This is a genomic window from Phreatobacter sp. AB_2022a (assembly GCF_026847585.1).
In the GTDB taxonomy this organism is placed as follows: domain Bacteria; phylum Pseudomonadota; class Alphaproteobacteria; order Rhizobiales; family Phreatobacteraceae; genus Phreatobacter.
The window spans coordinates 36,609-48,291 of sequence record NZ_JAPSET010000023.1 but is presented as its reverse complement, the minus strand read 5'-3'; the positions used below and the strand labels follow the sequence as shown (position 1 = coordinate 48,291).

14 protein-coding genes are annotated in these 11,683 nt (G+C 66.1%); 3 read left to right on the top strand and 11 right to left on the bottom strand.

Annotated elements, in window-relative coordinates; genetic code table 11:
- Positions 1 to 6: 6 nt before the first annotated feature.
- From OZ671_RS17540 to OZ671_RS17495, 10 genes are all read right to left on the bottom strand, one after another.
- Complete coding sequence (locus tag OZ671_RS17540) at positions 7 to 984, bottom strand: type II secretion system F family protein (RefSeq protein ID WP_268861938.1); 978 nt, start codon at positions 982 to 984, stop codon at positions 7 to 9.
- A gap of 2 nt (positions 985 to 986) precedes the next feature.
- Positions 987 to 2,495, bottom strand: a complete 1,509-nt coding sequence (locus OZ671_RS17535; RefSeq protein WP_268861937.1) for a CpaF family protein — start codon at positions 2,493 to 2,495, stop codon at positions 987 to 989.
- 22 nt (positions 2,496 to 2,517) lie between these two features.
- A complete protein-coding gene (locus OZ671_RS17530; RefSeq protein WP_268861936.1) occupies positions 2,518 to 3,783 on the bottom strand; it encodes an AAA family ATPase in 1,266 nt (421 codons plus the stop codon).
- A 4-nt stretch (positions 3,784 to 3,787) separates the two neighbouring features.
- A complete protein-coding gene (locus OZ671_RS31985; RefSeq protein WP_328286381.1) occupies positions 3,788 to 4,243 on the bottom strand; it encodes a CpaD family pilus assembly lipoprotein in 456 nt (151 codons plus the stop codon).
- Positions 4,244 to 4,262: 19 nt separating this feature from the next.
- Positions 4,263 to 5,720: a type II and III secretion system protein family protein gene (locus OZ671_RS17520; RefSeq protein WP_268861935.1), complete on the bottom strand. Its 1,458-nt coding sequence runs from the start codon at positions 5,718 to 5,720 to the stop codon at positions 4,263 to 4,265.
- Positions 5,721 to 5,764: 44 nt separating this feature from the next.
- Positions 5,765 to 6,622: a Flp pilus assembly protein CpaB gene (cpaB, locus tag OZ671_RS17515; protein ID WP_268861934.1), complete on the bottom strand. Its 858-nt coding sequence runs from the start codon at positions 6,620 to 6,622 to the stop codon at positions 5,765 to 5,767.
- A 143-nt stretch (positions 6,623 to 6,765) separates the two neighbouring features.
- Positions 6,766 to 7,248, bottom strand: coding sequence for an A24 family peptidase (locus OZ671_RS17510; protein WP_328286380.1), 483 nt, complete (start codon positions 7,246 to 7,248; stop codon positions 6,766 to 6,768).
- 60 nt (positions 7,249 to 7,308) lie between these two features.
- Positions 7,309 to 7,479 carry a hypothetical protein gene (locus OZ671_RS17505; RefSeq protein ID WP_268861933.1) on the bottom strand — a complete coding sequence of 57 codons (171 nt, stop codon included), beginning with the start codon at positions 7,477 to 7,479 and terminating at the stop codon, positions 7,309 to 7,311.
- Between the two features lie 50 nt (positions 7,480 to 7,529).
- Positions 7,530 to 7,694: a Flp family type IVb pilin gene (locus OZ671_RS17500; protein ID WP_268861932.1), complete on the bottom strand. Its 165-nt coding sequence runs from the start codon at positions 7,692 to 7,694 to the stop codon at positions 7,530 to 7,532.
- Positions 7,695 to 7,891: 197 nt separating this feature from the next.
- Complete coding sequence (locus tag OZ671_RS17495) at positions 7,892 to 8,056, bottom strand: Flp family type IVb pilin (protein WP_103169708.1); 165 nt, start codon at positions 8,054 to 8,056, stop codon at positions 7,892 to 7,894.
- Positions 8,057 to 8,267: 211 nt separating this feature from the next.
- On the opposite strand from OZ671_RS17495, the gene OZ671_RS17490 reads away from it, so the two are divergent.
- The 3 genes from OZ671_RS17490 to OZ671_RS17480 all read left to right on the top strand — a co-directional run bounded on the left by OZ671_RS17490 (position 8,268) and on the right by OZ671_RS17480 (position 10,361).
- Entirely contained in the window at positions 8,268 to 9,023 is a 756-nt protein-coding gene (locus tag OZ671_RS17490) for a pilus assembly protein N-terminal domain-containing protein (protein ID WP_268861931.1), read from the top strand.
- Positions 9,024 to 9,136: 113 nt separating this feature from the next.
- Positions 9,137 to 9,718, top strand: coding sequence for a TadE/TadG family type IV pilus assembly protein (locus tag OZ671_RS17485; RefSeq protein WP_268861930.1), 582 nt, complete (start codon positions 9,137 to 9,139; stop codon positions 9,716 to 9,718).
- Positions 9,719 to 9,731: 13 nt separating this feature from the next.
- Complete coding sequence (locus OZ671_RS17480; RefSeq protein WP_268861929.1) at positions 9,732 to 10,361, top strand: TadE/TadG family type IV pilus assembly protein; 630 nt, start codon at positions 9,732 to 9,734, stop codon at positions 10,359 to 10,361.
- A 44-nt stretch (positions 10,362 to 10,405) separates the two neighbouring features.
- Here OZ671_RS17480 and OZ671_RS17475 read toward each other — a convergent pair whose 3' ends face one another.
- On the bottom strand, positions 10,406 to 11,650 hold the full coding sequence (locus OZ671_RS17475; RefSeq protein ID WP_268861981.1) for an NAD(P)/FAD-dependent oxidoreductase: 1,245 nt from the start codon (positions 11,648 to 11,650) through the stop codon (positions 10,406 to 10,408).
- Between the last annotated feature and the right edge of the window lie 33 nt (positions 11,651 to 11,683).

Genomic DNA, 11,683 nt, shown 5'->3' with positions numbered 1-11,683 from the left:
TCTCCGCTAGAAGTCGAAATTGATCATCTTGCGCATGACCATCGCGCCGATGAACATCCACAGCAGGCATCCGGCGAGCAGGAAGCGCCCCATCTCGGTCGTCCACATCAGCGAGATGTATTGCGGCGTCGACAGGTAGACGAAGATCATGACACCGGGGGGCAGGCTGGCGATGATGGCGGCCGAGGCCTTCGCTTCCTGCGACATGGCGATGATCTTGTTTTTCATCTTCTTGCGGTCGCGCAGAACCTTGGACAGGTTGGCAAGACCTTCGGCGAGGTTGCCGCCCGCCTTCTGCTGGATCGAGATGACGATGCAGAAGAAATTGGCCTCTGGCACCGGCATGCGCTCATAGAGCTTGAGAACTGCCTCGTGCAGCGGAATGCCCAGTGCGGTCTGCTCGATAATGTAGCGAAATTCGCTCCTGACCGGCTCCTGGGCTTCGGTGGCGACGATCCGCAGGCAGTCGCCGAGCGGCAGGCCGGCCTTGACGCCACGGACGATGACGTCGACGGCATTGGCAAGTTCCTCGAGGAAGGCGGCGAGGCGGCGCTTTTTCATGAAGGCGAGGAACCACTGCGGCACCCCGACGCTCGCCGCGACGGCGGCGGCCAGCGCCCAGAGCAGGCCGAGGCCGGCCATGAGCGTCAAGCCGAAGGCGGCGATGCCGAGCAGGCCCGACAGCGCCATGAACCGCCCCTTGGACAGGGACAGGCCCGCCTGGGCAATGCGCATTGACAGCGACGGGCGGTTGGCGTTGGTCTGCCGCCGCTCCATTTCCTTCAGCGTTTCCTCGACGCTCGGTCGCTTGGCGGCCGGCTCCTGAACCTTGCGCGTGGCCCGGACGGCCGGTCCGGCGACGGCCTCCCGGCGTTCGTCGGCCTTCACCGCGCCCGACAGGAAGGGGTAGATGAGGGCATAGGCCAGCCCGCCGGCGCAGATGACGGCAAGGCCGATGATCGCAAGAGCGTCGATGTCCGGCATCGTCACCTCGCGACAGGTTCGTCGGTGTCGGAGGCATCGAGCGCGGCCGCCAGGCGCTTTTCCTCGCCATAATAGCGCGCCCGGTCCCAGAACCGGGGCCGGCCGATGCCGGTGGAGCGATGGCGGCCATTGATCCGGCCGTGATCGTCCTCGCCGAGCATGTCGTAGACGAACAGGTCCTGGGTGACCGGCGTATCGCCTTCCATGCCCAGCACTTCCGTGATGTGGGTGATCCGGCGCGAACCATCGCGCAGGCGGGACGCCTGCACGATGATGTCGACCGAGCCCGTGATCATCTCGCGCACCGTCTTGGCGGGCAGACTATAGCCGCCCATGGCGATCATCGATTCCATGCGGCTGAGGCATTCGCGCGGGCTGTTGGCGTGAATGGTGCCCATGGAGCCGTCATGGCCGGTATTCATGGCCTGCAGGAGATCGAACACTTCCGGGCCGCGGACCTCGCCGACGATGATCCGCTCGGGCCGCATGCGCAGGCAGTTCCTGACGAGGTCGCGCATGGTGACCTGGCCCTCGCCTTCCAGATTGGGCGGGCGGGTTTCGAGCCGCACCACGTGCGGCTGCTGCAATTGCAGCTCCGCTGCGTCCTCGCAGGTGATGATCCGCTCGTCCGCGTCGATATAGCGGGTCAGGCAGTTGAGCAGGGTCGTCTTGCCGGAGCCGGTGCCGCCTGAGACCACGATGTTGCAGCGGACCCGGCCGATGATCTTCAGCACCTCGGCGCCTTCGGGCGAGATCGAGCCGAAACGGACGAGCTGCTCGAGGGTGAGCTTGTCCTTCTTGAACTTGCGGATGGTCAGGGCCGCGCCGTCGATGGCGAGCGGCGGGGCGATGACGTTGACGCGTGAGCCGTCGGGCAGGCGCGCGTCGCAGATCGGCGAGGATTCGTCGACGCGGCGCCCGACCTGGCTGACGATGCGCTGGCAGATGTTCATCAGCTGCGCCGCGTCGCGGAATCGGATGCCGGTGCGCTGGATCTTGCCGGCGACCTCGATGAAGACCGTGTTCGGCCCGTTGACCATCACGTCGGATATGTCGTCGCGCGCCAGCAGGGGCTCCAGCGGACCATAGCCCAGCACGTCGTTGCAGATGTCCTCGAGCAGGTCCTCCTGCTCGGCGATCGACATCACGACATTCTTGATCGTGATGATCTCATTGACGATGTCGCGGATTTCCTCGCGCGCGGCCTGGTTGTCGAGCTTGGCGAGCTGCGACAGGTCGATGGCCTCGATGAGGGCGCCGAAGACCTGGCTTTTGGTTTCGTAGAAGCTGGCCGAGCGCTGGCGCTCTTCGACAGCGGGGGTCGGCGTCGGCGGCGCGGCCGGGGCCAGCGGCGCGAGTGGCGGCGAGGCGAAATCGACGCTGCGGGCCGGTGCCGGCTCCGGTGGCCGGCTTGCGGCCGGAACGGGTGCCGGAACGCGTTCGAGCGAGCGGGAGCCCTCGTACGGGCCGCGTCCGCCTGCCGATCCACCGGTGCCGCGTTTGCCGAACATGATGCGCTTCAACTCCTGGCCATCAGGCCTTCTTGCGGCGTTGCGTCAGCTTTTCGAGCAGGGGCGTCAGTGGCGCGAGAAGCCCGGGGCGGGCCTTGCGCGTGTCCTGCCGGCCGGTCATGGCATGGGCGAGCTCGCTGAACTGCACGGATACCCTGTGGCCGGGCTCCATTTCGGCGATCATCTGCCCGTTATTGGCGGCGGTGCCGAACAGTTGCGGCTCGAAGGGGATGACCGCGAGCGGCTCGGCTTCCAGCGCCTTGGCAAAATCGCCCGGCTTGATCTCGGGGCGTTTGGCGACGCCGGTCTGGTTCAGCAGATAGCGCGGCGCCGAATCGTTTGGCCGCGACGCGCGCAGGAGATCGACGAGGTTCTTGGCATTGCGCAGATTGCCGAGATCGGGAGCTGCCACGATCAGGATCTCGTCGGCATTGACGAGTGCACGCTTCGACCAGGCCGTCCAGCCGTGCGGCAGGTCGAGAACGATGGCCGGCATGGTCGCGCGCAGAATGTCGACCAGCGGATCGAAGGCATCGGCGCCGAAATCGTAGACCCGTTCCAGCGTCGCCGGCGCAGCGAGCAGCGACAGGCGGTCGGAGCAGCGCGACAGGAGCCGGTCGACGAAGGCGGTGTCGACGCGGTCGGGCGAAAAGACCGCCTCGGCTATGCCCTGCGGTGGGTCCTGGTTGAAATCGAGACCGCCGGTCCCGAACGGCAGGTCCATGTCGGCGATGCAGGTGTCGATGCCGATATCGCGCGAAATCGCCCAGGCAAGATTGTGCGCGACCGTCGAAGCCCCCACCCCGCCCTTGGCGCCCATGACGGCAATGACGCGGCCGACCGGCTTGGCACCCGGCGCCGAATAGAGCGCGGACACCGATCGGATGATATCGAGCACCCCGGTCGGCGCGATCAGATAGTCGCTGACCCCGCGTGCGACCAGCTCGCGATAGAGCACGATGTCGTTGACCTGGCCGATGACGATCACCTTGGTGGTGGCGTCGCAGACCTCGGCGAGTTCGTCGAGGTGGCCGAGGATTTCATTGCGGTTGCCGACGGTTTCCAGCAGCACGACATTGGGGGTCGGCGCCGAGCGATAGGCTTCCGCCGCCGCCGGAGCGCCGCCCATCTGGACACGCAGATGAGCCTTGTCCATGCGCCTGTCTTCGGCCGCCTCGGCGATCGCCTCCGCAAGATCGGCGGTCTCGCAGAAGGCCTGCACCGAGATGCGCGGGACGGGGGCAATATGCTCGTCCTGCTCCTGGTTGTGATGGGGCGTATCCTGCACGGCGTCAGCTTCCTCCCTGGGCGCCGGACCTGACATTGGTGAGCGGCACGATCGGCTGATGATCGATCTGCGGCTGCTCGCCACGGCGATATTTGCCGATGCTGGTCTGGCGCCGCGCCGCATCGAGTTGCCCCTCGGCCCGCGGCGTCAGAAGATCGCTCGGCCGGGCCACCATGGCGGCCAGGTTCTGCTGTGTCGCGCAGCCGAAGTTCCAGTAGGGCTTGTTGAGATTGCTCATCGCTCCGTCCGCCGGGCCGATGTCGTGAGGCCATTGGCCGCATTGGCTCGCGACATAGGCGCCGTGCGACGAGACCAGGATCGGATGGCGCTGGCGATAGTCCGGCAGGATGCCCTGATCCAGCGCAGCGACACGATCGTTCAGGCAGCCGCCCAGCATCAGGCCGGCGGTGGCGATAAGCGCGAAGCGAACCGTCCGGGGACGATGAAATGAGGGCGCCATGTGCCGTTCCTCTCGACGATCAGTCGCGAATGAAGCCGATCGGGCCGCTGAACCGGCCTTGCGGCGGTGCGGCTCCGGCGGTGCCGTAAATGCGGTTGAGCCGGCCGATCAGCACGCCCGCGGGGTCCGATGCGTCGCGGTAATTGTCATCCGGACGGGCCAGCTGGTTCGCAGAGACCGGCCGCACGACATAGGGCGTGACGATCACCACCAGTTCCGTCTCGCCCCGCAGATAGTCGCGCGAGCGGAACAGGGCGCCGATGATGGGCAGATTGATCATGCCCGGCAGCCCGCTGACGGCCTGGCGCGTCTGCTCCTGAATGAGGCCGGCCATCACAATGGAGCCGCCGGACGGCAGCTCGACCGTCGTGTCGGCGCGCCGTGTGCGCAGTCCGGGCACGTTGATCGAGCTCGTCCGCAGCGAAAACTCGTTGGACAGCTCGCTGACCTCGACGCCGACGCGCAGGCTGATCCGCCCTTCCGACAAGACGGTCGGCGTGAAGGCGAGGCCGACGCCGAAAGGCTTGAACTGCATTGCAATGTTGCCGTCCCGGTCGCGGCCGACCGGAACCGGAAATTCGCCGCCCGCCAGAAAGCGTGCCTGCTCGCCGGAAATGGCGGTCAAATTGGGTTCGGCAAGGGTCCGGGCCAGCCCCGTCTCCTCGAAGGCCCGCACCGTACCGGTGACGACATTGTTGCCGACGCGCGTGCCCACCACCATGGCGTTCGGTGTCGGATCGATATTGTTGACGTTGAACCGGCCCTGGGTCAGCAGACCATAGACGAAACCGCCGGCATTGCCGAGGTTTCCCGACGCTCCTTGCAGCGTCGACGTTGGATCGAAAGCCTGCAGGTTGACGCCGAGCTGCCGAATTGCCGTGCGCTGCATCTCGGCGACGGTCACCTTGAGATGGACCTGGTCTCGGCCACGAATGGCGATGGCGTTGACCACCTTCTTTTCGTCGCCCACCAGACGGTTCGCGACGTCGATCGCCTGCTGCGCCTCAAGTGGTGTCGCGACCTGGCCGGACACCATCACGCCGTCATTGATTGCGCGAACCTCGAGGGTCGAGCCAGGGACGATGCTGCGCAAGGCCAGGCGGAGGGCTGCAAGGTCGCGGCCGACCTCGACATCGTAGCCAGCGATCTGCTGGCCCTGGGCGTCGAGGAAGAAGACATTGGTCTGGCCGACGGCCACGCCGATCAGGAACACTCGGCGGGCCGATCGGACGATGGCATTGGCAATCGCCGGATTGGCGACGATGACGTCGCGTGCGTCGCGCGGCAGGTCGATTGCCAGGGATTTGCCGACACCAAGCGTCACCGCGCGATTGCCGGCCCCGTCGACATGCCGGCGCGCGACGGCGCTCGACTGGGCGATGCTCGGAACGGACGACGCGGCGACCAGCAGGAGCCCGACCGCCGCGACGCGAGCTGAGCGGCCGAGGAGGCTGAACGCGCGGGCGGCGATAGGCATTGGCGGCTCTTTCGACGATCTGGCGGATTGGCGGGATTGCGACATCATTCGGCCCCTTGTCCGGTCGTCGGCACGGATTGGGGCTGGCCGTGGCGAACGATGGTGAGGCGTCCGCCATGACGGGTGGAAAACAACGGATCGCCGTCGTCGCCGGCTTCGCCCGCGAGTGTCGCGGCGGCGGAATCGGCAAGGCTGCGCAGCGACAACGACAAGGTGCCGAGCTCGCGCGCGAGCGCCAGCAGCTCGGCCTGAGCGGGGGTCAGCTCCAGCGTCGCGGTGCGGCCGACGATGGCCTTGTCGCCGTTCCGTTCTTCGACGACCTGGTCGATGGCGAGCACGCGGACATTGCGCAGCACGGTCGAGCTCGTATGGGTCATGCCCTCGCCCTGCGCGGCCGGCCCGGCATTTCGCCGGGCCAGGATCACGTCGACCCGGTCGTTGGGCAGGATGAAGGCGCCGGCACCGCGCGAGGGGTCGTCGATCGGAGCCGCGATCGCGCGCATGCCCGGATTGAGAATGGCCGACATGAAACCGCGGCCGCCCTTGATCAGCTTTGCGGGCCGGATCGGCTCGCCATGCACGAAGGCCGTACGCGCGATCGATCCGATGGCTTCGTCCATGGCGGCCTGCCCGGTATCACCGGCGCGCCTGACGACGAAGCTGTCGGAGCCAGCCTCTTCCGGCCAACGTCGCCATTGCAGATCGGCTGAGGTCAGCACCTTGCCCATCGGCACATCGGCGGCGGCGACGAGCACGTCGACGGTTCGTATCGTGGGCTCGGGCGCGGCGATCGGCTGCGCGACCGGCGCCGGCTCACGACGGCCGCCCATCAGCATGGCCGCGAGTCCGCCTGCACCGAGCGCCACCGCGATGACGACGATCTGGGCCGGCCTGAGACGCATGTGACGAACCCCCAACACGGCGCGGCACGCAAAATGCAGCGCTCAATGCCGGATTTCATCAGGCAAAGGTCAACTTATGGTTAATGAGACGTGAGCAATCTGGCCCAATTGGGCCTCGACGAAGCGGTTCAGCGCACCCGCCCTCAGTGCAGGACGGATGTCATCCAGATGCTGCTCGGATAGAGCACCAGGCCAGCCGCTGCGAGGGCAATGCCATAGGGAATGCCGGTGTCCTGGTCGGTAATCCGCGCATACCATCCCTCGCCCACCAGAAACGGCGGGTGAAACGGCGCCCCGCGCAACGACAGGACGCCCATCGTCACGAAGCCGCCCAGCACCGACGACAGCAGCGCATAGTCGAGAAGCTGCGGCCAGCCGAGCCACAGGCAGGTTGCCGCGGCGAGCTTGGCATCGCCGCCCCCGATCCAACCGAATGCGAAAAGAGTGAAGGTCACGGCGAGAACCAGCGCGCCGGCCAATGCATGCATGCCGATCGCCTGCCAGCTCATCCCGGTGACCAGGGCGAGAACCACAAAGCCGCCGATCAGGATCAGTGACACCCGGTTGGATATGGTCATGGTGAAGAGATCACTCGCCGCGGCGAATGCCATCATGGCCGGAAACACGAGAAGGATCGCAAGGTCTGTCATCGCGGGTCCATGGAATGTCTTGTACCGGGTGCGGTCTCAGCCGAGCGAGCGCCAGATGACCGCAAGGCCGCTCAGCACTCCGGTGGCGAGGGCTAGACTGACGAGGATCGACATGAAGCCCGCTGTGGCGCGAGCCTGAAAGGGGGCGTCCAGTTCGACGATGATATCCGGGCTGGCCGGATGGTATTTGCAGACCGGGATTTTCATCACAACACGCCGAACACGATTGAAGCCGATGGATCTGCCGAAGTCCGACCCTATTGGAAGCGCTCATTGACTAGCGCGAAGAGTTCCTGGACCTTCGTTCCGAGCGAATAGACGATCGCAACGATTGCACCGGCGATACCGACCGCGATCAGGCCGTATTCGATGCTGGTTGCCCCCGATCGATCGCGAAGGAACAGCGTGGCGAGCCGATACATGACGTCCGTTTCCGATCTGTGCGGCCTGGCAGCTCGGCAGGCGTACCGGCGGCCTGCGCTCCCGCATCAACCGGTGGCGACGTCTCCGGCGGGCTTTGGATCAGATGCGGGTTGCGGCACCCGGGGGGAGACGTGATCCGCCTCGTATGGCGGATCACGTTTTGACTCCGACCTCGCCGTCTATCGGCGCGAGGCCATTACTTCATGTTGTCGTTGACGGTCTTCAGCGCGTTGTTGACCTTGGTGCCGAGCGAATTGACGATGAAGACGATGACGGCGGCGATGCCGGCGGCGATGAGGCCGTATTCGATGGCGGTAGCGCCGGATTCGTCCTTGGCAAAGCGTGCGAGAAGGCTCTTCATGACTGACTCCTAGTGTCCACATTAAGGCGCCAGCTTGGCGCTATTCGCAGGTCTTTTCTCGACCTTTTCGAATGATGACGACATTAGCAGTCACGTCTTGCAGCTTTGTTAAATCGAGTATGTGTTTTCCGTAAGATAGCCAGTGTCTTAGGGATGGTTAATTGCCAATTTCCAATAGTATTTGTTGGTTTACAATTTAACAATTGCTGAGATGAAAATCTTAACCAGCAGTTTCTCCGAATGGGAATACATGTTTAAGCCGGCCACTGCAGCGGTCGAGGCAATGCCTTGGGAGGTTCTCGCAGGCAGCCCCACAGCGCTTGGCTGTGGTCGGGCAGCCAATGTCGCCGCGATTGGCAATTTGTTCACCAATTTCTGGTTGGCTCGCTGGCGGCAAATGATGTCGGTCGTCCCCGCCGGAGTGTCGAACACCATGACAACAGGGTTGCGCGATGCCGCAATGGTCGCAGCCGTCATGGCGGCTTTATGCGCGGGGATGGGCGTGTCCGGAGCCGCGTCCGCGGCGGAGCGGAGCGTCGATCAGGCGGAGCTGGCGACCCATGGCCTGACGGTGGTGATGGATCAGGCGCGCATCGTGCGCCTGCCCGCGCGCGTGAGCACGCTCGTCATCGGCAATCCCCTGATCGCCGATGCGACGGTTCAGGCCGGCGGTCTGATGGTGCTCACAGGCAAGAGCATCGGCTCGACCAATCTGATCGCGCTCGATGCGCGGGGCGAACAGCTGATGGCCGTGCAGGTCCGCGTGCGGCCCCAGGCGGATTCAGTCGTCCAGGTCTATCGCGGCGTCGAACGGGAGACCTATTCGTGCACCCCGACCTGCGAGCGGACCATGGCGATTGGCGACAATGGGCCATTCTTCGATGCGGCGCTCGGCCAGAGCCGCAGCCGTGACGCGGCCGCCTCGAGTCGGGGAGCCACCGCAGCGCCCGGCGCTGCTGCACGTTGACCCATCGCGTCAGTTTCAGTCTTTCGCGCAAGGGTTCGTTCATGGCTTTACGCTAAGAGAGGGACGCTCGAAACGCGGCCGACTATGCGTGCCCGGAGCCGGAGATGAAGGGCATGTCGGTACTGCGACGACTGCGCTCGCTGGGGCTGAGGCGCCCGAGGATCGTCAAGCGCTTCGGACGGATGGCCGACGGATCGACGACCGTTGAATTCGCCCTGATCGCCATGCCCTTCTTCGTGCTGCTGTTCGGTCTGGTCGAAATCGCTCTGACCTTTTTTGCAAGCCAACTCCTGGAAACGGCGACCGCGGACGCGGCGCGCCAGATCCTGACCGGCCGCGCCCAGGCCGCCAGTTTCGACCGGGCCGCTTTCGCCAATGCGGTCTGCGGCAATTTCAAGGTCCTGCTCGATTGCAGCGGCGTCGTGGTCGACGTCCAGAAGGTGGCGAGCTTCGATGCGGCCAATACCAGCGGGCCGGCGCGCAACAGCGACGGGACGGTCAACTATTCCGGCACCGGCTACGCTCCGGGCGCCGGCGGCGACATCGTGATGGTCAAGGTCTACTACGAATGGCCGGTGATGGTGCCGACATTTGGACTGGCGGCCGGCGACCTGCCCAACGGCAAGCGCTTGCTTCAGGCGACGGCGGTTTTCCGCAATGAGCCGTTCCCGACCTCCTCGTCTCCCTCGCCGTGAAGGTGTGGTGTTCATGAACCCTCTTCCGGCTTTCATCGTGTCTCGGGCGCGCGATCTGCTCGGTCGGCTGCGCCGCGATCGCCAGGGCGTCGCTGCGGTCGAGTTCGCCATCATCGTCACCTTGATGGTGCCGCTGCTTCTGGGGACTTTCGAGACGACCCAGGCGCTTCAGGCCAGCCGCAAGGTGTCGGTGGCGGCTCGCGCATTGGCGGATCTTGCCTCGCAGAGCGCCTCATTGTCCGACAACGACATGAGCAACATCCTCAACGCGACGCGTGCCATCGTCGCGCCTTTCCCGCAGAACCGGACGATCGCGGTGGTGACGGGTATCAAGATCGACGACAAGGGCAACGCCTCAGTGGCCTGGAGCGACATCTGCAACAAGGCGGGCTCCATGACCGATTCAGGTGGCAATTCGGTTGGTCAACGCCGTTCGGTCGGCAGCTCCATCACGGTGCCCGACGGTGTCAAGCCGCCGGTCGGCACGGCCGGTTTCCTGGTGCTCGCCGAAGTCTACCACCGTTATGTTCCGGCCATCGGGTGGCAACTGGAAGCCGGCATCACGCTGTCAGACCGGCTCTATTCAAGCCCGCGCATCGGCGCCTCGGTGAATCGGACCGGAACGAGCGCCAGCTGCACCTGACACCGCCGCCACCCTGACGGGACGCCGGCCGCTGGCCGTCCGCGCTACCAGGCCGTGAGGACCGGCGCATTCAGCACGAGCCCGCAATGGCGGGCCATGCCTCGGGCCGCGGTGGCCGCCGTCGCGAAGGTCGCCTGCAGGAGATAGCCCCCGGTCGGTGCTTCCCAGTCCAGCATTTCGCCGGCCACGAAGACGCCGGGCAGCCGGCCGAGTTCGCCCTCGGCGCTCACCGCGTCGCGGTCGACGCCGCCGGCGGTCGAGATGGCCCGCTCGATCGAGGCGGCGGCATGGATCGGCAGCCGCATCGCCTTGATCAGCTCGGCGAGCCGTTCAGGCTCGCGCGGCAATGGCCCGCCTGCGGCTTCGCGCATCAGGCCGATCGCCTGCGGCGCCAGGCCGAGGCGTTTCTTCAGCAGGTTCGACAGCGAGTCCTTGGCCCGTCCGCCGGCGATCCGCTGCGTCACCGTCTCGGCCGCGAGGTCGGGCTTCAGGTCGATGCCGAGCCGCGCGCGGCCGGTGACGAGCGCGGCGCGGATCGGCCCCGAAAGGGCATAGATCGCCCCGCCTTCGAGGCCGGTCGCCGTGATCATGGCTTCGCCTTCAGCCTTGCGGCCGCTCACGGTCAGCGCGATGCGCTTCAGCGGCTCGCCGGCGAAACGTGTCGCGAAAGCCGGCGACCAGCCCATCTCGATGCCCATATTGGCCGGCTCGAGCGGCGTCACCGCGATGCCCTTGGCCTTCAGCATGGCGACCCATGTCCCGTCCGAGCCCATGCGCGGCCAACTGGCGCCGCCGAGCGCGAGCAGAATGGCGCGCGCCCGGATCTGGCGAGGCCCGTCCGGCGTTTCGAAACTCAGCCTCCCGTCTGCGCCGATGGCGGCAAGCCGATGGCGCGTGCGCAGTGCGACGCCCGCGGCCCGAAGCCGCGCGAGCCAGGCCCTGACCAGGGGCGAAGCTTTGAAGCTCTGCGGAAAGACCCGGCCGCTCGAGCCGACGAAGGTGGCTTCGCCGAGGCCGTCGGCCCAGGCGCGCAGCGCCGATGGCGGGAAGGCATCGAGGCTCGGCGCCAGCCAGCTCCGCGCGGCGCCATATTGCGCGAGGAACGGCTCGCGGCCTGCGGAATGGGTGAGATTGAGGCCGCCGCGGCCAGCGAGCAGGAATTTGCGGGCGGGCGATACGAGGCGCTCGAAGATCGTGACCTCGGCGCCGGCGCCGGCCAGCAGCTCGGCCGCGAAGAGCCCGGCCGGTCCCGCCCCGACGATCGCAATCTCGAGCTTTTCGGCCGTCATTTTGGGCATGTCCAGTCGCCATCCGCCAGCACG